14 protein-coding genes are annotated in these 21,040 nt (G+C 58.9%); 8 read left to right on the top strand and 6 right to left on the bottom strand.

What is annotated here, in order from left to right; translation table 11 throughout:
- Positions 1-95: 95 nt before the first annotated feature.
- Both ACTD9P_RS03940 and ACTD9P_RS03935 read right to left on the bottom strand, forming a co-directional pair.
- Positions 96-2,471 carry an efflux RND transporter permease subunit gene (locus ACTD9P_RS03940; RefSeq protein WP_438866780.1) on the bottom strand — a complete coding sequence of 792 codons (2,376 nt, stop codon included), beginning with the start codon at positions 2,469-2,471 and terminating at the stop codon, positions 96-98.
- Positions 2,472-2,486: 15 nt separating this feature from the next.
- Positions 2,487-3,539, bottom strand: a complete 1,053-nt coding sequence (locus ACTD9P_RS03935; RefSeq protein WP_438866779.1) for a WD40/YVTN/BNR-like repeat-containing protein — start codon at positions 3,537-3,539, stop codon at positions 2,487-2,489.
- A gap of 387 nt (positions 3,540-3,926) precedes the next feature.
- Here ACTD9P_RS03935 and ACTD9P_RS03930 point away from each other — a divergent pair, with 387 nt between their 5' ends.
- Positions 3,927-5,042: a Gfo/Idh/MocA family protein gene (locus ACTD9P_RS03930; RefSeq protein WP_438866778.1), complete on the top strand. Its 1,116-nt coding sequence runs from the start codon at positions 3,927-3,929 to the stop codon at positions 5,040-5,042.
- Positions 5,043-5,382: 340 nt separating this feature from the next.
- Positions 5,383-7,491, top strand: a complete 2,109-nt coding sequence (locus tag ACTD9P_RS03925) for a M10 family metallopeptidase C-terminal domain-containing protein (RefSeq protein WP_438866777.1) — start codon at positions 5,383-5,385, stop codon at positions 7,489-7,491.
- A 54-nt stretch (positions 7,492-7,545) separates the two neighbouring features.
- Here the strand turns inward: ACTD9P_RS03925 and ACTD9P_RS03920 are convergent, their stop codons facing one another.
- Positions 7,546-9,171, bottom strand: coding sequence for a methyl-accepting chemotaxis protein (locus tag ACTD9P_RS03920; RefSeq protein WP_438866776.1), 1,626 nt, complete (start codon positions 9,169-9,171; stop codon positions 7,546-7,548).
- Positions 9,172-9,406: 235 nt separating this feature from the next.
- On the opposite strand from ACTD9P_RS03920, the gene ACTD9P_RS03915 reads away from it, so the two are divergent.
- The 3 genes from ACTD9P_RS03915 to ACTD9P_RS03905 are packed head-to-tail and all read left to right on the top strand — an operon-like array spanning position 9,407 to position 11,866.
- Positions 9,407-10,834: a nucleobase:cation symporter-2 family protein gene (locus ACTD9P_RS03915; RefSeq protein WP_438866775.1), complete on the top strand. Its 1,428-nt coding sequence runs from the start codon at positions 9,407-9,409 to the stop codon at positions 10,832-10,834.
- 13 nt (positions 10,835-10,847) lie between these two features.
- On the top strand, positions 10,848-11,309 hold the full coding sequence (locus ACTD9P_RS03910) for an LEA/WHy family protein (protein WP_017138141.1): 462 nt from the start codon (positions 10,848-10,850) through the stop codon (positions 11,307-11,309).
- Positions 11,310-11,314: 5 nt separating this feature from the next.
- A complete protein-coding gene (locus tag ACTD9P_RS03905; RefSeq protein ID WP_438866774.1) occupies positions 11,315-11,866 on the top strand; it encodes a GNAT family N-acetyltransferase in 552 nt (183 codons plus the stop codon).
- Positions 11,867-11,989: 123 nt separating this feature from the next.
- Here the strand turns inward: ACTD9P_RS03905 and ACTD9P_RS03900 are convergent, their stop codons facing one another.
- On the bottom strand, positions 11,990-12,916 hold the full coding sequence (locus ACTD9P_RS03900; RefSeq protein WP_438866773.1) for a carbon-nitrogen hydrolase family protein: 927 nt from the start codon (positions 12,914-12,916) through the stop codon (positions 11,990-11,992).
- A 91-nt stretch (positions 12,917-13,007) separates the two neighbouring features.
- Here ACTD9P_RS03900 and ACTD9P_RS03895 point away from each other — a divergent pair, with 91 nt between their 5' ends.
- Entirely contained in the window at positions 13,008-13,907 is a 900-nt protein-coding gene (locus ACTD9P_RS03895; protein WP_438866772.1) for a LysR family transcriptional regulator, read from the top strand.
- Here the strand turns inward: ACTD9P_RS03895 and ACTD9P_RS03890 are convergent.
- The gene (locus ACTD9P_RS03890) at positions 13,900-14,154 is read right to left on the bottom strand and encodes a hypothetical protein (protein ID WP_003190904.1); all 255 of its coding nucleotides are present in this window, start codon (positions 14,152-14,154) and stop codon (positions 13,900-13,902) included. The genes ACTD9P_RS03895 and ACTD9P_RS03890 overlap by 8 nt on opposite strands.
- Positions 14,155-14,317: 163 nt before the next feature.
- Here ACTD9P_RS03890 and ACTD9P_RS03885 point away from each other — a divergent pair, with 163 nt between their 5' ends.
- Positions 14,318-14,638: an ElaB/YgaM/YqjD family protein gene (locus ACTD9P_RS03885; protein WP_056860283.1), complete on the top strand. Its 321-nt coding sequence runs from the start codon at positions 14,318-14,320 to the stop codon at positions 14,636-14,638.
- Positions 14,639-14,684: 46 nt separating this feature from the next.
- On the opposite strand, the gene ACTD9P_RS03880 is transcribed toward ACTD9P_RS03885, so the two are convergent.
- The gene (locus ACTD9P_RS03880; protein WP_438866771.1) at positions 14,685-15,722 is read right to left on the bottom strand and encodes an Ldh family oxidoreductase; all 1,038 of its coding nucleotides are present in this window, start codon (positions 15,720-15,722) and stop codon (positions 14,685-14,687) included.
- Between the two features lie 170 nt (positions 15,723-15,892).
- Between ACTD9P_RS03880 and ACTD9P_RS03875 the strand changes: the two genes are divergently transcribed.
- Positions 15,893-21,037 (top strand): dermonecrotic toxin domain-containing protein, encoded by a 5,145-nt coding sequence (locus ACTD9P_RS03875; protein WP_438866770.1) that lies wholly within the window; start codon positions 15,893-15,895, stop codon positions 21,035-21,037.
- Positions 21,038-21,040 lie beyond the last annotated feature (3 nt).

The following is a 21,040-nucleotide window of genomic DNA, read 5'->3' as shown; positions in this document are numbered from 1 at the left end:
AATGCGGTAGTTCAGTCTATACATCTGGCGACTGATACACCGCATTCGCGAGCAAGCCCGCTCCCACCGGTTAACTGAGTACGGCCGTTAAACCGTTAGTGCGCAAACAGCGAGTTGCCCTTCTGCCCCGCCAGCTTCTCGGGCTTGATCAAGAACCGCGCCAGTGCCGGCAACAGCCACAGCGCACCGAACATGTTCCAGAGCAGCATAAAGGTGAGCATCAGGCCCATGTCGGCCTGGAACTTGATGGCCGAAAAGATCCAGGTGCACACACCGATGGCCAGGCACAGGCCGGTGAACAGCACAGCTTTACCGGTGGACTTGAGCGTCTGGTAGTAGGCCTCTTGCAACGGCAGGCCGGCGCGCAGGAAGCTTTCCAGGCGACTGTAGATGTAGATGCCGTAGTCCACGCCAATCCCCACGCCCAACGCCACCACCGGCAAGGTCGCGACCTTGACGCCGATGCCCATGAACGCCATCAGGGCGTTGCCCAGCACCGAAGTGAGCACCAGCGGCAACACGATGCACAGGGTCGCCGCCCAGGAGCGGAAGGTGATCATGCACATGGTGGCCACGCACAGGTACACCAGGATCAGGATGGTCAGCTCCGACTCCTTGATCACCTCGTTGGTGGCCGCTTCGATCCCGGCGTTACCGGCGGCGAGGATAAATTCCAGGCCGTCCTTGTTGTTTTCCTTGGCGAAGTCCTGCACCGCATGCACGGCGCGGTCGAGGGTTTCGGCCTTGTGGTCGTTGAGGAACACCAGCACCGGCGCCAGTGAGCAATTGTTGTTGTACAGGCCGTCGGCGCGGGCAATGGAGTTGTTCAACACGTCGGGGTTGCGCGACAGGGTTTCCCATTTGAGGTTGCCCTCGTTCATGCCCTTGATCATCTGCTTGGACACGGTCACCAGCGAGATCGCCGACTGCACGCCCTCGGTGTTCTGCATCTTCCACATCAGTTGGTCGATGGGCGCCATGGCTTCATAACGCGAGCATCCCTCGGCCTTGGTCTTGACCATCACTACCAGCACATCGGAGCTGGTGGAGTAGTTGCTGATGATGAAGTTGTTGTCTTTGTTGTAGCGCGAATCCGGGCGCAGTTCCGGTGCGCCCAGGTCCAGGTCGCCGATCTTGAGGTTCTGGCTGTACCAGAGGCCGCCGCCGAAGGCGACCAGCGCAAGCAGAATCGAGACTGGCGCGACTTTCGCGCTGGCGAATTTGGACAGCAGGCGCCAGAACGGGTGTTCGCGGTGCGCGTCCTTTTTGCTCTTGGCGATGGCGCGCTTGCTGATGCCGACATAGGAAATCGCCACCGGCAGCAGGATCAGGTTGGTGAACACAATCACCGCCACGCCGATGGACGCACCGATGGCCAGCTCGCGGATCACGCCGATATCGATGATCAGCAGCGTGATGAAGCCCACGGCGTCGGCGAGGATCGCAATCATGCCGGGCAGGAACAGTTGCCGGAACGTGCGCCGCGCGGCGGTCAGGGCGTTATCCGCTTCGCTGGATTGCAGGGCGATGCCGTTGATCTTCTGCACACCATGGGAAATACCGATGGCGAAGATCAGGAACGGCACCAGCATCGAATACGGATCCAGGCCAAAGCCGAAAAAGTGCATCAGCCCCAATTGCCAGATCACCGCCACCAGCGTGGTACTCAACACCGCGACGGTACTGCGCAGGCAGTTGGTGAACCACAGCAGCAGGATCAAGGTGATCACAAACGCGATGCCGAAGAACATCACCACCATCACCAGGCCGTCGATCAGGTCGCCGACCTTCTTGGCAAACCCGACGATGTGGATTTTAACGTTGGGGTTCTGGGCTTCGAATTTGTCGCGGATCTTGTCTTCGAGTTCATGGGAAAACTTGCGGTAGTCCAGAGCCAGCAGCTTGCCTTGGTCCTGCGGGTCGGGGTAGGACTCGAGCAACGGAATATCGACGATGCTCGACTTGAAATCGTTGGCGACCAGACGCCCGACCTGGCCGGACTTGAGCACGTTGTTGCGCAGTTGGTCGAGGCTTTGCGGCGAGCCGTTGTAGCTTTGCGGGATCACTTCACCGCCGGCAAACCCCTCTTCGGTGACTTCGGTCCAGCGCACGCTGGGGCTCCACAGCGACTTGAGGCCCGAGCGGTCAACCCCGGAGATGTAGAACACCTCGTCGTTGATCTGCCTCAGCGTCTCCATGTACTCCTTCGAGAAGATGTCGCCATCCTTGGCCTCCACCGAGATGCGCACGGTGTTGCCCAGGTTCGCCAGGTCGTTACGGTGTTCCATCATCTTTTCGATGAAGGGGTGCTTGAGGGGGATCATCTTTTCAAAGCTGGTGGACGGGCGGATCAAGGTCGCCTGCCAGAACAGGAAAATGCTCACCAGCAGGCAGATCACGATCACTGCCGGGCGGTTGTTGAAGATCAGGCGCTCAAGAAAGGTCGCTTTATCGTTGTGATGACTGCTCATTCTTTCCCCGCCTTCTTATTGTTTTTCGAGTTCAGCGCCGGTTGGCTTGGCAACACGAACGCCGCCCTGCCCCGCCAGAATCAAGTTGCCATTGCCCGCCGCCGTGACCGACGACAGTGAAATGCGGTCCGGGCGGTTGAACACGCTGAAGGTCTGGCCGTCGTCGTGGCTGATCACCACACTGCCGCCGTTGCCGACCACCACAATGGCGCCGTCATCGAGTAACGTCGCACCCGACAAGCCAAACTCCAGGGCACCACGCGCCGCATTCAACTCGACCTGCTCCCAGGTGCTGCCAAAATCGGTCGAGCGGTAAAGATTGCCGCGCAGGCCATAAGCCAACAGGGTCTGCGGCTGGGCGGTGCCGATCACGCCGAACAGCGAGCCCTCATAGGGGCCTTCGAGTTTTTCCCAGGTCTGGCCGTCGTCGCTGGAGCGGAACATGCTGCCCTGCTCGCCGACGATAAACAGGCCTGCACCTTTGATAGCGGCGATGGCATTGAGGTGGAACTGGTCTTCGTTGTCGAGGCGATCGCTCACGTCGTCCCAGGTTTTGCCGCCGTCGGTGGTTTCGATCAACGCACCGTAGGCACCCACGGCCAGGCCATGCTCGGCATCCTTGAACCACACGTCCAGCAAGGGTGCTTCGCGCTTGAGGTCCTGGTATTGCTGAGCCCAAGTGGCGCCGCCGTCGGTGCTGGCCAGGATCTGTGCGTCATGGCCCACCGCCCAACCGTGTTTGTCATCGACGAAATACACCGCCGTGAGCAGTTGCCGGGTTGGCACTCTGGCTTGGGTCCAGGTACTGCCCTGGTCATCGGAATACAGGATGTGCCCGCGATCGCCGACCGCCACCAGGCGCTTTCCGGCATGCACGACATCGATCATCAGGCCTTTGGCAGCCTTGGGGGACTCAATTGCAAATACCGGCTGTGCGCTGCTGGTGTCGCCGGTTGCCAGCGCGGGGGTGGACAACACCCCAAGCAGCGAGAGCGCTGTGGCCAGCATCGCAACCCTGCGTGCGGCGCGCGGGCGGCAAACAGCCCAACCCATGACAGGCTCACTCATAGACCTTTCTCCCCATTTATTATTGTTAGGTGGTCTCGCCTTCCCGGGCTCTGAAACCTGCAATCTAGAGCGCCTGGAGGAAGCAGGGCCATCCTATCGGGCTTTGGAATCGTCTGACAATCGGCGCTACGTTATCTTTTGTTAACTGAGGGGCTTTGGCGCTGGCCTGAATATAGCCACATCATCTGCATTGATGCTCGTTCCCAGGCTCTGCGTGGGAATGCGGCCTGTGGCGCTGCGCGTCACGACTTCAAGAGCGAACGCAGAGCGTCCTTGGCTGCATTCCCACGAGCGAGCTTAATGAATTTTTATTCCATCTATTGAATTATGGGAATTTTTATTCCATTAATAGCCTTCCTGACAACAATAATCCAAAGGACCACGGCGATGCGTGAACTCGGAATCGGCTTGATCGGCACAGGTTTTATGGGGCGCGCCCATGCGCTGGCGTTCAACAATGCCCGCGCGGTATTCGAACTGCCGGTACACCTCAAGCTGGCGGCGCTGGCCGATGCCGACACCGAACGCGCCCAACGTTGCGCCACGGCCTGGGGCTTTGCCCAGGCCCACGGTGACTGGCAGGCGCTGGTCAATGACCCGAACGTCGACGTAGTGGCAATCACCACGCCCAATCATTTGCACTACCCCATGGCCATGGCGGCCATTGCGGCGGGCAAGGCGGTGTATTGCGAAAAACCCCTGGCGGTCAGCCTGGAACAGGCCGACGCCATGCGCCGTGCCGCAAGTGCTGCCGGCGTGGTCACACGGGTCGGTTACAACTACCAGCACAACCCGATGATCGGCCTGGCCAGGCAGATGATTGTCGACGGCGAACTGGGCGAGATCATCAGCTTCCAGGGCGAGTTCAGCGAAGACTTCATGGCCGACCCGGCCTCGCCGTGGTCATGGCGCTGTGAAGTGGAACATGCCGGTGGCGCGCTGGCGGATCTGGGTAGCCACCTGCTGTCGATGGCGGGTTACCTGGTGGGCGACGTGGTGAGCGTGTGCGCCGACACGCACACCGTGCATGCCCAACGCCCTGCCGTCAAAGGCAGCAGCGACCTGAAATCGATCGCTGTGGATGACCAGGTGCATGCCCTGCTGCGCTTCGCCAATGGCGCACGCGGTACGGTGAGCAGCAGTTGGCTCAAGCAGGGTTACAAGAACCACCTGAGTTTTGAAATCAGCGGCACTCAAGGCACCTTGGCGTTCGATCAAGAGCGCCTGAATGAACTTCGCGTATGCCGCGCCGGCCAGGACGGCTTCCAGCGTTTACTCGCTGGCCCTGCGCTGCCCGGCTATGCCGCGTTCAGCCCGGCGGCCGGGCATCAGTTGGGTTACAACGAGCTGAAGACCCTGGAAGTGCAGGAGCTGATCATGGCGCTGGCGGGGCAAGGTGCAGCGGGCACTGACTTTGAAGCCGCCTGGGCGGTCGAGCGGCTGGCAACGGCGATTCGCCTGGCCGCCCGTGAGGAGCGCTGGGTCGACGTCAATACGCTTTAAATAGCGTGCCCACGGCGTGCACTGCCCGTGCGCGCCGATCCTTACGTTTGCTGGGCGTGCACAAATTTACGCAAAAAAGAGCAAGTTATCGCGCCAAATCCTCTATTAGCCAAGCACCTTCCTTCGCACTAAAACACCAGAACCCAACCCCACGCAACTCACAATCCCACACGTGCCTGTACAAAGCCCTGCCACACATTTACATCACCAACAGGAAATAACCATATGTCACACGCCGCAATATATACCCCACTGGCACGCACCTCAAAAACCACCTACCTTATTTATTCATCAGCCACTCCCCAATTTAGTAATTTATTATTATCATCAAGAGCACTCCATGTTAACCATCAAGCCTTATACCTTTACACCCTTACAACTTAACCCCGCCCCGAACAGCTTAAGCCCTCTTCCCTCTTCACAGGCTGATACTACTGCTAGTTCCTCAGTATCTGACAGGGTCGCAAAAGAACTCACCCAGGAAGGATTCAAAATATGGGATAAGAACGGAGACGGCCAGATAACCATCGGTTATAAATTCTACAGCGCCTCCGATCCTACACAATCCTGGCTTAGAGAAGGCGGGGCAAGGCCATTCAGCGAAGCTCATAAAAAAGCCTTTAGAAATGCATTACGCGCCTGGGAAGATGTGGTTAAAGTCAAGTTCATTGAGAACACCCAAAACGCCGATGCCACCTTATCAATTCACGGCAATGATGGCACCGGTGGCTTTTCCAGTATGCCAACTAAAACAAACGACGCGCTGGACATCGGGATCGGAATCGGCGATCCGCGTTTTGCCCCACATGCCTCAATGATTCACGAAATTGGCCACAGCCTGGGACTGGGACATACAGTCGGACAGTACCCCGAGGACAACATAACGCATGCCGCCATGTCTTATAACCGACATTGGTGGAGGCCTCGAGACAAAAACGGCGTCAGCGTCTCGGACAGCCCGTTAACGCCCATGATGCATGATATTGCCGCGGGCAATCTGCTCTATGGCACCAACAATAAAACCCGCCAAGGTGATACCACCTATGGTTTTAACTCAAACGCTGAGCGCGATCACTACAGTTTAAAAAGTGCCGATGACCTAACGGCTTTTTGCATATGGGATAACGGCGGTAATGACACTCTGGATTTGTCCGGTTACAAGCAAAACCAAAGGATCAACCTCAATGCAGAAACACTCTCGGATGCAGGCGACAGGAAGGGCAATGTGTCCATCGCCAAAGGCGTTATAGTGGAAAACGCCATCGGTGGTTCGGGGCATGATGTGCTGATAGGCAACGCTGCCAACAACCGCATCACCGGCGGCGCCGGCGGCGACACGCAGTACGGCGGCGCCGGTGCTGATACATTTGTCTACAACGGGGTCAGTGACTCGCCGCCACAAAACCCGGACAAGCTTAACGACTTCGTCAGTGGTGTCGACAAAATTGATCTTTCCAAGGTGCTGAAAGACGCGGGTATATCAAAACCCATATTCACCAGCGCTCCCACTGATCAAACCGGCAAGCTGAACGGGCGCAAAGGCGAACTGCTGCTGGACTATGATAAAAACATCAAGATGCACAGGTTGATTCTTGATGTGAGTGGCAATGCTAAGTCCGTGCTGTTGATTTTGAGCAAAAACCCAATTAAGCCCGACGACATTTTGATTAAGGCGGGTTCACAATCACTGACGGCATCACCCACCCCTCAGCCAACGCCCAACCCGGCGCCTTGGCCCATTAATAAAAAGCCAGCGCCTACACTGACCCTACTCCCACTCGTATTACGCAATACCGTTGATACCGATGATACCGTCTACGGGTTCAATGCCACGACCACTAAGCCTGGCATGCGGCTGACCTCTTCCACCGATAAACCTGCTTTCACCGTGACAGACACTGAAGGTAATGACACCTTGGACTTTTCAGGTTTCGACCACAACCAACGCATCAACCTTATGCCGGGCTCACGCTCCAGCGTTGGCGGCTTGGTCGACAATGTGCGGATCAACAACAATACGGTTATTGAAAATGCCAGGGGCGGCCGAGGCCATGACCACATAACCGGAAACGCGGCCAATAACGTACTGACGGGTGGAGCCGGTGCAGACAAACTGACAGGCAATGGCGGCGTAAACATTTTCAACTATGAAGCCGTCAGTGACTCGCCTTACCACAATGCTGACATCCTGATGGATTTCAAAACCGGCGAAGACAAAATCGACTTAACCGCTATGAGTAAAAAAACCCAAGTGCCCCTCAACCAGGTCAAGTATTACACAGGCCAAATCGGCGATACCGTTATTGACTATTACCCGGCCACCAAAAAGTACTACGTGGGTGTCGATATGACGGGAAATCGCCAGTCTGACTTTTTGATCAAAAGTTTCAAGCCGATCAACAGCCAGGATGTGATTGGCCTTAACCGTATGAACGACGGCCATTGCTGACCGTCTCGAAGGGCTTTAAAAGAGGGCAGCGTGAGGGCGGCTCACACCGGTCGATCAGATAACGAACCGCGCGACCATCCCATTCAGATCCACCGCCAGGCGCGACAGTTCATGGCTGGCCGCGCTGGTCTGGTTGGCACCCGCCGCCGACTGAGTCGCCAAGTCGCGAATGTTGACGAGGTTGCGATCCACTTCACGGGATACCTGGGCCTGTTCTTCCGAGGCGCTGGCGATCACCAGGTTGCGCTCGTTGATCAGGCTGATCGACTGGGTGATCTGCTCCAGGGCCACACCGGCCGCGCGGGCCAGCTCCAGGGTGGTCTGGGTGCGTTGGTTGCTCTGCTGCATCGACTGCACGGCTTCGCCGGTGCCGCTCTGGATGCCGGCGACCATTTTTTCAATTTCCTGGGTCGATTGCGCCGTGCGGTGCGCCAAGGCGCGGACTTCATCGGCGACCACGGCAAACCCACGCCCGGCTTCACCGGCCCGCGCCGCTTCAATCGCTGCGTTGAGCGCCAGCAGGTTGGTCTGTTCGGCAATTGCGCGGATCACATCGAGCACCTTGCCGATATCACGCCCCTGGGTGGCCAGGCCTTCAATCATCAGGGCGGTGTTTTGCACATCCTGGGTCATGGTCTGGATTGCGCCGACGGTTTCCACCACGCGGTCACGCCCTTCCCGCGCCGCCTGGTTGGACTGGCTGGAAGCTTCGGAGGTGGACACCGCATTGCGTGCCACCTCTTCGACGGCGGCGGTCATTTCGTTGACGGCTGTGGCAGCCTGGTCGATTTCGTTGTTTTGCTGTTGCAGGCCTTTGGAGGCTTCTTCGGTGACGGCACTGAGCTCTTCGGCGGCAGAAGCCAGCTGCGTGGCCGAGCCGGCGATGTGCTGGATGGTCTGGCGCAGGTTGGTTTGCATCGCCGACAAGGCGCCCAGCAGGCGCGCAGGCTCATCCTTGCCGGCGTCTTCGATAACGGTGGTGAGGTTCCCGCTGGCGATGGTCTGGGCCACTTCCACTGCTTTGCGCAATGGCGTGACGATGCTGCGGGTCAGCAGCCAGGCGAGCAGTACGGTCAGCACGGCGGCCGCGACCGAGAAGACAATAACGCCGGTGATCGCGCCTTGATAACTCGACCCGGCCAAGGTGTCTGCATCCTTGGCGTCGGCGGCATTGATGGCGATCAACTTGTTTAGCTGCTCGCCCATCAGGTCGGTGCCGTCCTTGATGCGGGTGTTGATCAACGTACGCATTTCATCAACTTTGTTTTGCTTGGACAAGGCCAGCATGTCGGCCTGGGCCTTGAGGTAGTTGTCCAACGTGCTGACAAATGCCTTGTACAACGCGGCTTCTTCCGGCCCAGCCGGCAGCAGTGCATAGCCGGCCTGGGCGGTTTTTACCTTGTCGGCCAGCACACCCATGCGGGTTTCGGCTTCCTGCAGGCCGGCTGGTTCACGGTTGACCAGCACGCGAAAAGAGAGGATGCGCAAACGCAGCACGTTTTCGGTGATGTTGCCCAGGTACGTGACGCTGGGTAATTGCGTGGAGGTCATTTCCACCGACGACTGACGGATCTGCGTCATGCGGTTGACCGCAAACACCCCCAACAACACCACTAACAACGCAATGAATGCGAAACCGAGAAACGCGCGAGGGGCAATATTCAGGTGACGTAGGGACATAGGGGGTTGCTCTCAGAAGAAGTGTTTGCGAGCGTCCCTGCCGCGAAACGATCAGTCAGCGTCAACGCGCTGCTCAGACCTTGGTCACCACTGTTGTAATAGTTGTGTGGGCCTATACGAAGTATCGGCAGCCCTTCGGGTTTTATGCAGGCGGTTTATAAATATTTTTTTACACTTCTGACGATTGGCACTTTCTGGCATCCTGCGCCTCCATTTTCTGACCCGAGCCCGCATTGTGTCTGACGCTCAAGCTCCTCGCCCGCGCTATAAATCCGACCTGATCTACGGCCTGGAAGACCGCCCGCACTTCACCGCAGCGATTTTTGCCGCATTACAACACGTGCTCGCCAGTTTCGTAGGCATCATCACGCCCACGCTGATCGTTGGCGGCGTGCTCGGCCTGGAAAGCGAGGTGCCTTACCTGGTGAGCATGGCGCTGTTCGTGTCCGGGCTTGGCACCTTTGTGCAGGCGCGCACCTTTGGCCCGATCGGTTCCGGCTTGTTGTGCCTGCAGGGCACCAGCTTTTCGTTTATCAGCGTGATCCTCAGCGCGGGTTTTATGGTCAAGGCCCGAGGCGGCGGCACCGATGAGATCCTCTCGACGATTTTCGGCATCTGTTTTTTTGCCGCCTTTATCGAAGTGGTGCTGAGCCAGTTCATCGGCAAGCTGCGCAAGCTGATCACTCCGGTGGTGACCGGCACCATCATCACGCTGATGGGCTTGTCGCTGATCAAGGTGGCGGTCACCGACATGGCCGGCGGCTATGGTGCCAGCGACCTGGGCGCAGCGGGCAACATGGGGCTGGCTGCGCTGGTACTGCTGACTATTGTGGTGCTGAACCGTTTCAGTAATCCGTTCCTGCGTTTGGGCTCAATCGTGATCGGCCTGAGCCTGGGGTTTGTCGTGGCCTGGATGATGGGCCGTGTGGATCTGGCCGCCCTGCCCCAAGTACCGTTGATCAGCGTGCCGGTACCGTTCAAGTATGGGTTCTCGTTCGATTGGGTAGCGTTTATACCGGTGGCGGTGATCTTCCTGATTTCGCCACTGGAGGCTGCCGGTGACCTGACCGCCAACTCGATGATTTCCCAACAACCGGTAAAAGGCCCGCTATACATAAAGCGCATCAAGTCGGGCCTGTTGGCCGACGGCCTCAACTCGGCGATGGCGGCGACGTTCAACAGCCTGCCGATGGTGACATTCGCCCAAAACAACGGCGTTATCCAGCTCACCGGCGTGGCCAGTCGCTATGTGGCGTACTTTATTGCCGGCCTGCTGGTGCTGTTGGGGCTGTTCCCGATGATCGGCGCGGTGCTGCAACTGATGCCCAAGCCAGTACTGGGCGGTGCCACGCTGATCATGTTCGGCACCGTGGCCGTGGCCGGGATCAAGATCCTCGCCGAAGCCGGGCTGCACCGGCGCAATGTGCTGATCGTGGCGATCTCTCTGGGCATGGGCCTGGGCGTGGCCGCGGTGCCGGAAGTGCTGCGCGACCTGCCCAAGGCGTTGCACAACATCTTTGAATCGCCGATCACGGTGGGTGCGTTCTGTGCAATCGTGCTGAACATTTTCCTGCCGGAGGAGTTCTTAGAGCTGGAAGAGGATGAATTTGATCCGGAGTCCTCTACCCTCAAGGTCATGCAGGATCCGGACGTCACGAAATAGGAGCACCTTTGTTATGCGCAAGCTCATGGTTCTATCGTTACTGCTGCTGACCTTGAGCGCCTGCGCGCTGTTCCCCAATCGCGACCCGGTCAATATCAGTGTGGTGGGTATCGAGCCGCTGCAAAGCCAGGACCTGGAAGTGCGTTTCGCCGTGAAGTTGCGGGTGCAAAACCCCAATGAAACGGCGATCGACTACAGTGGTGTGGCCCTGGACCTGGACGTGAATGGGCGCCCATTGGCATCCGGCGTGAGCGATCAGGCCGGAAGCATCCCACGCTTTTCCGAGACGGTGCTGATGGTGCCGGTGAGCGTTTCGGCGTTTTCTGTACTGCGTCAGACCTTGGGCCTGAGCCAGACCCAAAGCCTGAACAACCTGCCTTACACACTGCGCGGCAAACTCGCAGGTGGCCTGTTCGGCACCATGCGCTTTGTGGAACGCGGCACCCTGGACCTGCCCAACACCGCGACCTGGTAACGGCCATGCAACCGACGTTGTTCACCGAAAGACTGATCCTGCGCCCGCTGACCCTGGAGGATGCCGAGGAAACCCAAGCGCAATTCGCGCATTGGGATGTGGTGCGTTACCTGAATGCCGAGGTGCCCTGGCCGTACCCGGCCGACGGCGCTCGCCGTTATCTGGAACAGGTGGCGTTGCCGGGCATGGCCCGTGGCGACCAATGGCATTGGTCGATCCGTCTCAAACACGCGCCGCAACAGCTGATCGGCAACATCAACCTGACGGACGAGCAAGACGACAACCGAGGGTTCTGGCTGGGGCCGCAATGGCAAGGCCAGGGTTTTATGACTGAAGCCTGTGCGGCGGTGACGGAGTACTGGTTCGATGTGCTCAAACGCCCGCAGATGCGCGTGCCCAAGGCCGCGCCCAACCAAGCGTCGCGGCGGATTTCCGAGCGCACGGGGATGCGCTTGATCCGCACGCAGATGGGTGAATTTGTAGAAGGTAGGTTGCCACGCGACGTTTGGGAGATTACCCGCGAAGAGTGGTTGGCATTCAGATCTTCCAAACGCTGAAGATCTGATGCGGGAGCTGGCTTGTCGGGTCGCCGCATCGCTGCGATGCAGACACCTCGGTACATCAGGCACACCGAGTTGAGGCCATCGCAGGCAAGCCAGCTCCCACAGTTTTTACCGTGTTTAATCTGTCAGTGTGCGCACGCCCGGCTTGGCGCGTTCATCCACTACCAGTTCGAAAATATCCGGCCGCGCGTAGTGCCCCACCACGTCGTAGTCGTAGCGCGCCCTCACCAGATCGTCGGTGTTGATCTGCGCGGTCAGCAACCCCTCTTCACCCACCAGCGGCCCTGCCAGAATGTCACCCATCGGCCCGACAATCACACTGCCGCCGGCGATCAACGGGCGCTCTGACGGCCAGTTGGCAATCTCCACACCCAGCGCCGCCGGCGAGGCCTGCACCTGGCAGGCACTCACCACAAAGCAGCGACCTTCATGGGCAATGTGGCGCATGCTCACTTGCCACATCTCGCGTTCATCCACCGTCGGCGCGCACCACACTTGCACGCCCTTGGCGTACATCGCCGTGCGCAGCAGCGGCATCATGTTTTCCCAGCACACCGCGCCGCCCAAACGCCCAACGGCAGCGTCGATCACCGGCAAGGTCGAGCCATCGCCCGTGCCCCAGACCAGCCGCTCAGTGCCGGTGGGCATCAGCTTGCGGTGCTTGGCCACCAGGCCGCCGGTGGGTTCGAAATACAGCACGGTGCAATACAGCGTGCTGCCACTGCGCTCGATCACGCCCAGTACCAGGCTGGCACCGGTGCGAGCGGACAACCCTGCCAGCGCCTCGGTTTCGGCGCCCGGTACATCGATGGCATTGGCAAAATAACGCGCAAAGGCTTCGCGGCCTTCCGGCAATCGGTAGCCCAACTGCGTGCCGAAGGTTTCGCCCTTTGGATAACCGCCGAGCAACGCTTCGGGCATCACCACCAATTGCGCGCCACTGCGCACAATCGCGTCCTCGTAGGTGAGGATATGGGCCAGCGTGTCAGCCTTGCCACCCGGCAAGGATCCGATCTGCAACGCCGCCACGGTAGAAATGGGCATCAGGTTCACTCCAGAAAAAGGGGGTTGCCCATTCTCCGGTGAGCGGCAATCATGAATAAAGCCCTTCTCAGTGCTAAATGATATGAGCCAAATGAATATCGCCCAGGTTGACTTGAACCTGTTGAAAACCTTCGAAGCCTTGCACGATGAGTCCAGCGCCAGCCGTGCAGCCTTGCGCCTGGGCGTCACGCAATCGGCGATCAGCGCCGGCCTACGGCGTTTACGTGACCTGTATGGCGACCCGCTGTTCGTGCGTACCGGGCGTGGGCTGGCGCCGACCCTGCGCGCTAACCAGCTGAAACCGGTGATCAGCGAAGCACTGGACCGTTGTCGACAAAGCCTGGAAATGATCAACCCGGCCAACCCGAACTATCAGGGCCGCTCGGTGGTGCTGGGCTTGTCCGATGACTTCGAAATTGCCCATGGCCGGCGGTTGATGGCAGAAATTGCCCGGCGTGCGCCGAAACTGCGCGTGATCTTCCGCCAGACCCACAGCCAGATCGTGGCCGGCGCCCTGCTCGACCGCAGCCTGGACCTGGCGATTACCGCCGGCGGCTTTGCCGAGCGCAGGTTGAGCCGGCACGTACTGGGCGAAGGTGATTATCGCTGCCTGGTCGACCCGCACAGCCTGGCGCCGGGCCAAGAAGGCATCAGCCTTGCGCAGTTCGTGGCACGCGAGCATGTGCTGGTGTCGTCAGGCGGGTTTATCGGGATTACCGATGAAGGGTTGGCGGCGCACGGGTTGAGCCGCCAGGTGTGTGCGTCCACCAGCCACTTCGCAGGGCTGCCGTTTTTGCTCAAGGGCAGCGCGGCGGTGGCGACCATCCCCGGGCATGCCGCCGAGGCGATTGCGCAGATGACCGGCTTGCGCGTACTGCCCTGCCCACTGACGTTGCCACGCTACCCGGTGGAGCTGGGCTGGCGCACCCAGGCGCAGCTGGATCCGCTGTTGCTCAAAGTACGCGAAGCGATTGTGGCCAGCTTTACTTAGCAGCGGCCATCAGTTTGTTGACTTCGCTGCGCACCATGTTGGAAAACTCCGGCGGCGACATGCCATCAAGCTCGGCACGCACCCATTCGGCCCACTTGCCCTTGCGCTTGGCACGCTCGCCGAACAAACGCGCGGCTTCGCCCTTGGCCTTGCCCAGGTTGGTTTGCCACAGGTCGTAGAGGCGGGACTTTTCATCTTCCAGCTCGGCGCGTTCGGCGAGGGTTTTGTTGGCCAGATTGAAGCTCATGTTGAATTACCTGCTGCACAAATAGGTGACATCTTACACTGTAGGTCGAAATATCCTGATTCGGATTTTGCCCGCAAACCGCGCACAGCAAAAAAACTGCAACTTTTAGCCAAGCCCGACACTCCATTGTTCACTGTCACATTCACTCGCAAGGAGTCACACAATGGCCCGCAAAACTGCCGCCCAAGCTGTCGAAGATCAAATCAAGGATCAAGCTTTCAGTGAACTGACGGCCTTGATCGAAGAGTCGGACAAGCTGCTCAAAAGCAGCGCTTCGCTGGTAGGCGAAGAAGGTGAGACGCTGCGCGAGCAAGTCGCTATCAAGCTCAAGCAAGCGCTGGACTCGGTGTCCAACGTGCGTGAACGCAGCAAGCCGGTGGTGGATGCCACCGAGAACTATATTGGTGGCCATCCATGGCAGACCGTGGCGATTTCCGCAGGTTTTGGCCTGGTGGTCGGCCTGTTGCTGGGTCGTCGCAACTAATTCAAACGACTGAGCCAAAGGGGCTGCGCTGATAGCGCAGCCCCTTTTATCCTTCTGCCAGTGCCTGCAACTGCTTGAGTTCCTGCGCATCAATCTCGATGCCGGTTTGCTGCGACTTCGCCCGCGTGCGATGGCGCCGATCACCTGGCAACCGCCGCAACCCCGCCGCATGCATCTGCCGCACCAGTTCCTGGCTGCGCTCGGCAAAGCCTTGCCCGGCAGTTTTGCTCGGGTCGATCACGATCAGCAATTGGCCGGTCCAGGGGGTTCGCGCACCGGGATGATCGGCCCAATTGAATTCGAACGAAAAATTGCCGCCCGTGAGCGCCGCCGCCAGCAACTCGACCATCATCGACAGTGCTGAACCCTTGTGCCCGCCAAACGGTAACAACGCACCACCTTCAAGAATCGCCTTGGGGTCCTGGGTTGGCTGGCCCAGGCTGTCCACGCCCATGCCGGGCGGCAGGCGCTCGCCCTTGCGTGCGGCGATCTGCACGTCGCCATGGGCAATCGCACTGGTGGCCAGGTCAAACACAATCGGCGGCCCATCGGCGCGCGGCGCGGCAAAGGCAATGGGGTTGGTGCCGAACAGCGGTCGATCCGCGCCATGGGGCACCACGCAGGTCATGCTGTTGACCACACTCAGGGCTACCAGGCCTTCTTCGGCGAAGGGCTCGACATCGGGCCATAAAGCGGCAAAGTGATGGGAGTTTCGAATGGCCAACAGCGCGATACCGGCGTTGCGCGCCTTCGCCACCAACAGTGAGCGCGCCGCCGCCAATGCCGGCTGGGCAAAACCATTGTCGGCGTCTACCCGCACAAAACCCGAGGCTACATCCTCGACCACCGGCACAGCCTTGCCATTGACCCAGCCGCTGTTGAGCGTCGACACATACCCCGGAATGCGGAACACGCCGTGGCTATGGGCGCCGTCACGTTCGGCGCTGGCGCAGTTGTGCGCCAGGATGGCAGCCACCTGCGGCGACGTGCCATGGTGCTCAAAAACCTGTTTAAGCAATGCCACTAACTCGGTAAAGCCGATTGCGGTGGGGGCCGTAGCAACTGTCGGAGACTGCGCAGACATTTGAAGCTCCGTTTTTATGATTGGAAGAGGCAACGAATGGATATTCCGGGCTTCGATTAAACAACACGCACGGTGCCTGCTGTCAACTTGCGGCGGCGCTCAATAGTTACCCCCGCCCGCAGGTCATGGGTGCTTAGCCTGTCATTCCCCTTGCACGATGGAGAATGCCCATGACTGGTGTAACCCCTGCCTATTTTTTTGACGAATTGCTGCTGCCAATAAAAAGAAACTCGCCCAGCGCCCGCGAGCGGGCGCTTGGGCTCAGCGTCAAAGACCTGGACTGGTTGTATGGTGTGTACCAGGCCACCCATGCCGCACGGCAAGACTCCCGCCTGCAGACCTACCCCATGAGCGTCGAAAGACTGCTGATCAACGTGTCAGGCCAGGCCCCCATTCCACTCGCCGGCGCCTTTTTGATGAGCCCTGCGCCAGACGATGGCAAGGCAGTGCTTTACACCCCTTATGGCGGTATTCAGGTATTTGACGACCACGCCACGCTACTTGAGCAGGTCGGCGAGCAACTGGAGAACGCGGTGCAGCGTGTCGAGTTGATGCACTTTCTGTCAATTGCGCAGCGCAACGCTCTGCCCCTGAACACGCCCATAACGCTGACTACCACCCTTGTCGAAGGCGCCGTCATGCAAGACCAGGAGCAGACCCTCGAGGACTGTCAGCAAGCCAATGTGCGCATGATGCTTGAGCAGTTACAGAAGACCCCCACCTTGCGTGCCATGCTCGACACAGTGCTCGGCATCATGGCGCGGTCGTACTTCCCCACGCTGAACCAACGCGATACGCGGGTGGATTTTTTCGTACAAACCCCGGCGGGCGATCATGGTCGCTGGGTCAATTCCCTGCCTTTAAGCGAAGCTTTCCTAGAGTTTTATGTGAAACACGCCTGGTCCAAAGATCAGACCCGTGTATTTATCAACCCGAAACATGACACCAGCGCCTTCACACCGGCCGAACGAAAACAGGATCAACAGCACTGGGAAACTCTGATCAAAGAAACGTCCGGCAGCCTGTCAAAACTGCTGGGCAGCCTGTTGCAGACTTACTGGAATGAAGATATCGGCAATGAGACCTCACGCCTGGAGTTGTTCACACAGGTCATGGCCGAAAAGTTTCGCCTGGATATCTTGCTCAAGCGGCAGAACCAGATCATCAGCGCCGAGGAAAGCCACACCCTGCAGGCAATGTTCCTTGCCGATCAGCGCGCCCGCAGTGCCCATGCCAAAAAGTTGAATGTGGAAAAAGTGCGTATCTACGCGCCCTACCAGCACTTTGTGGAACTGGCCAGCACCCTGATGATCAGCGAAACCCATGCCTACCTTTACACGCAATCGCGTGGCTTGCAGGTACTCAAAGACATGGCGGACCTCAAAGATACACTGTTGAGCATGCTCAAGGCCGCCGGGCACGAAGATGAGTTACTCAACTTCCTGTCCCTGGATGAGCGCAACACCTTCATTGGCCTGGACCAGATCAACATCGCCGCCCGGCCCATTCCAGGCGACGTGTTCACCGGCATGCTTGAAGATATCGCCGCCAAGCAAGTCAGCAACATGAACCATGCACTTGCGCTCTACCGACGCAGCGACGGCCAGGTCAACCTTGATGCACTGCTCGATTGCGCGCTGGACATACGTGCCATGCTGGACAACCGCCTGGACCCACTGGAAACCGCCGGGCGCTGGACTGCGCACCCGATCACCAGCGGCAACGGCCGACCTTCCACGGTGCAGGCCGAGCGCGCCAAACAGCACCTGCAACGCTTGCAGGCCGCTGAGCAAGCACTGGCCACCGAAAGCGAACAACACCCGACCTTGCGCACAATGGTTGCCGTCGCACTGAATGCAGAACTGCAATCTCAGCGCCTGGACCTCAAGGCCGACGAGGTTTATATCAACACCTACCCCACGCAGGCCGAGGAGCGCGAAGAGCGTCCGGCATTGACGTCTGTGAGCATGGTCGACCATTTCATCGAGCGCCTCAGCGGTGAAGCCCGCCCACTGCCCAACACCAGAAAAATCGGCTTTTACCAGATGCTCGAACCGCATGTGGCGCTGCGGTTGCCCAGCCTGACCTTGAGCACCTTCAACATGGTCAACGAACAAGTCTTGAAGGTGTTTGCCAACCACGAAATGCGTCAGCTCCCCCTGCTGTTTCTGAGCAACATGCGGAAAAAACATGCGCATTCGATGCTGCTCGGGTTACGCAGCGAGGCCGAGCTGAGGTTATTGAACGACACACTGTCCCCCGGCAGCCAGGCCGTGCTGGACACCGTACTCAGGCCCGACAGCCTTGTGCGATTAACCCGGCACGGCCTCAACGGTTTTCTGCCGGACGCCTACGCGTTGACGCTCTTTGCAGGCACGTCCGATACCGCCCAGGCCCTCGCCAATGCGTTTACTTTGACTGAGCGCGGCGGTACGGACCCGCAGCGTTCAGGCCGGGCCGTACTTTGGACGCCCCGGCGCGGTCATGAAGTATTCACCTCGATTCAAGCCTTGCGCGAGGCAATCACACGGCGCCTGGAGCACCCGATCCTGCGTTTACCGCTGCTGGAAAACCTGCCGATTTCCCTGCGTATCCCTCATCAGGTTTATCGGCTGGGGCCGCTGCAACGCATTGACGACAATTTGCTGGACAATCGCGTGAGCAGCTATGGCGACGCGGTGATGGACGGGGTCGATCATCTTCTTTCGATGAACTTCGCCGCTCGCGCCTTGCAAGATCGTATGGACACACTCATGCAGCAAACCGCCCCCACCAACCTTGCACGGGCGATCGCGGTGGCGAGCGCCATGAAGCATCAGCAGGCCCTGCCGGTCTGGTTGGGGATGGCACCACCCCGGGAGCAGATCCATCAAGCCGAACTGCTGGAGCAGTATCACAACAACGCCCCGGAGGAAGAAGACTACCTTCATGGCATCACGCCGATTCGCACGCATACACACGCAGCTTTGCTGGCGCTGCTCAAGGCCCGTTTCCCCCACCAGGCTCTTGACCCCGATGACGTGCTGATCCCGGTGCACCAAGCCCTGGACGTGCATGTATACAACCTCACCGACTTTGCGTTGCGACATTGGCCGCACTTGGATGCCGAGAACATCCTGCCACGCTCACGTACGACTGTGGCGCTGCCGGCCACACTCGACGCCAGTGCCATTGTGCAGATGGTCCGCCAGTTGGACCTGAAAACGGCCTATCAGAAACGGTTGCAAAACCACCTGGACGTGCAGACGGACGAAGGACGCCAGCGCCGGCGCCTGTTCTGCCGACAGCTGCCGTGGCAAACGTTGCACTATGCCCATGAGCAAAAGCTGCAGGAGCGTCTGACAGCCGCGGCATTGAGCAGCGTTCAGCAGGTATTCGACATGCCTGACGCCCTGGCGCGCACTGCGCTCGAAGGTGCATCGGCCATGATTCGGCCTCTGGAGTTGATTGCGACCGAGGGCGCGACTCTGGCCAAAGTGTTGGGCATGTACTTGATTGGCCCTGAAACCGAGGGTTCTGGTCCCTTGGTGCTGTTCGCACCCTATAGCGAAAACCACGTGCTCAAGGAGTACCCGAACGCGCAAGCACTGCTGGATGAATTAGGCAGGCCGGGTGAACTTCAGGATTGGGTGATCCTGCACCTGGAGGCCCCTCACCAGGCGATTTACCGTAACTTGCTGCAAAACAACCCCCATCGCCCGTACGATATCCGTCTCGCGTCGAGCGCCGTCACCGGCAATGCCCTTCACTACCTGTTCAGTGAAAACACACTGATATTGCACAAGATGCTGGCCTGTCAGTTCGAGAACGGCTGCGCAGCGATCTGGAACAACATGATCCACTTGCTGGAGGGGGCCATCACCGCCGCCGCGCGGTTCATGGCGGGAAAACTCGCCTACCCGCTGGTGGTATGGCGCAGCTATACGCTGTTCAAGCGCTCAGCCGATGAATTGCAGCTGCACCACTGGAAAGCCGGCCTCAAAGACTTTATCAACGGCGTGGCGCAAATGGCCGTTCTGTACACTGAACTTGAGGGCAGCGATGCCGCGCCGCCCACCGAAACAGAGGTATCGCAGGCCAATCTGTCAGGCGAAACCCTGCCCACTGCCAACACTCTGGCCACCCTGAGTATCACCGCGCCCTCACGCACTCGATTGCAACCTTTCGAAAGCCACGATGTTGCATTGAAGGACTTGGAGCTGGGTGCTGTCAGCCATGTGTATACCGACAAGGCAACCTCGAACAACTATGTGCCAGTGGCAGGCAAGGTGTACTCAGTGAAGAAAACTGATGATCATTGGCGCCTGGCGAACGACGAACAAGAGGGCCCCGCCATCGGCCGAAACTCAGACGATAAATGGGTACTGGACCTCAGCCGTCACAACCCACGTTTTGGCAAAACCTTGTCACGCATGCACACGCGGGCAGGCGAACGGGAGGCGATCAATATTGAAGCGTCGGGCATCAGAGCGATTGCCGCGCTGTCGAGCTGGAAAGCCCAGGTAATCAACGAAGCGTTGAATGTAGCGACTTACTACGCCGTCAATTGCAAGCGCAACATCGTTCATTTCGCACAACAGCGCGCGCCCGACAGCCGTGTGGGCCTGTTTTTGGGTGAGCTGTTCGGTGTCATCAGCCTCACGCCTGCTCAGGTCAGCAGAGTCGAGAGAATAGTCGACGTGATATTGGATGAATTGAGCGATCCGACCTTGACCAGCACCGACTCTAGACGCTTTGTCAGTGGGACCAGCCGTATCAGTGCAGCGCATCAATACGCTTTTGTCATTCCGCAAGATCGGGAGCGCAAACTGTACCTGCTCAACCGGTTCTTTGACCCCTGCATGGACAATTACCAGAACCGCCTGAATTCACCCTTCGACCTATCGGCCCACGCCAGAGCCAGTGTCCTGATCCACGAATTGACGCACTTGAAGCTCGACACCGAAGACATCGCCTACCTGGACGCCATGCGGCCATTCCCGGACCTGATAAACGCGGCCAAGCCGGGTGCTAAACTATTGAAAACAACCCTGGAAGATCTGCGCAGTACTGCACTCTCCACGCTGACGCCCGCGACAATGCTGTTCAAGACGTGGGACGATTTCTCGGCAGAGTGGGAAGACTACGGGCCCGACACGGCCACCACCCACGTAAAACAAAAAGTCCTCAGCACCACCGGCACCAAGGACCTTAGAGATGCCCGCGACGTGTTCATGAGCAACCCGGACAAACGCATCGACACCATTTTGGCCAACGCAGACTCGGTGACCTACTTGATTACTCACTTGGGCCGTCTGCTGGAAACGGGAGCCTGAGCG

Origin of the sequence: Pseudomonas onubensis, from assembly GCF_965653655.1 — a bacterium.
In the GTDB taxonomy this organism is placed as follows: domain Bacteria; phylum Pseudomonadota; class Gammaproteobacteria; order Pseudomonadales; family Pseudomonadaceae; genus Aquipseudomonas.
The sequence above is the reverse complement of the archived record's forward strand: the minus strand, read 5'-3'. Positions and strand labels throughout refer to the sequence as shown.

Bases quoted from the DNA above. Each gene is read 5' to 3' on its own strand.
- ACTD9P_RS03890 (WP_003190904.1), bottom strand. From the start codon at position 14,154: ATGAGCTTCAATCTGGCCAACAAAACCCTCGCCGAACGCGCCGAGCTG.
- ACTD9P_RS03900 (WP_438866773.1), bottom strand. From the start codon at position 12,916: ATGCCCATTTCTACCGTGGCGGCGTTGCAGATCGGATCCTTGCCGGGT.
- ACTD9P_RS03940 (WP_438866780.1), bottom strand. From the start codon at position 2,471: ATGAGCAGTCATCACAACGATAAAGCGACCTTTCTTGAGCGCCTGATC.
- ACTD9P_RS03925 (WP_438866777.1), top strand. From the start codon at position 5,383: ATGTTAACCATCAAGCCTTATACCTTTACACCCTTACAACTTAACCCC.
- ACTD9P_RS03920 (WP_438866776.1), bottom strand. From the start codon at position 9,171: ATGTCCCTACGTCACCTGAATATTGCCCCTCGCGCGTTTCTCGGTTTC.
- ACTD9P_RS03875 (WP_438866770.1), top strand. From the start codon at position 15,893: ATGACTGGTGTAACCCCTGCCTATTTTTTTGACGAATTGCTGCTGCCA.
- ACTD9P_RS03930 (WP_438866778.1), top strand. From the start codon at position 3,927: ATGCGTGAACTCGGAATCGGCTTGATCGGCACAGGTTTTATGGGGCGC.
- ACTD9P_RS03885 (WP_056860283.1), top strand. From the start codon at position 14,318: ATGGCCCGCAAAACTGCCGCCCAAGCTGTCGAAGATCAAATCAAGGAT.
- ACTD9P_RS03905 (WP_438866774.1), top strand. From the start codon at position 11,315: ATGCAACCGACGTTGTTCACCGAAAGACTGATCCTGCGCCCGCTGACC.
- ACTD9P_RS03895 (WP_438866772.1), top strand. From the start codon at position 13,008: ATGAATATCGCCCAGGTTGACTTGAACCTGTTGAAAACCTTCGAAGCC.
- ACTD9P_RS03880 (WP_438866771.1), bottom strand. From the start codon at position 15,722: ATGTCTGCGCAGTCTCCGACAGTTGCTACGGCCCCCACCGCAATCGGC.
- ACTD9P_RS03910 (WP_017138141.1), top strand. From the start codon at position 10,848: ATGCGCAAGCTCATGGTTCTATCGTTACTGCTGCTGACCTTGAGCGCC.
- ACTD9P_RS03935 (WP_438866779.1), bottom strand. From the start codon at position 3,539: ATGAGTGAGCCTGTCATGGGTTGGGCTGTTTGCCGCCCGCGCGCCGCA.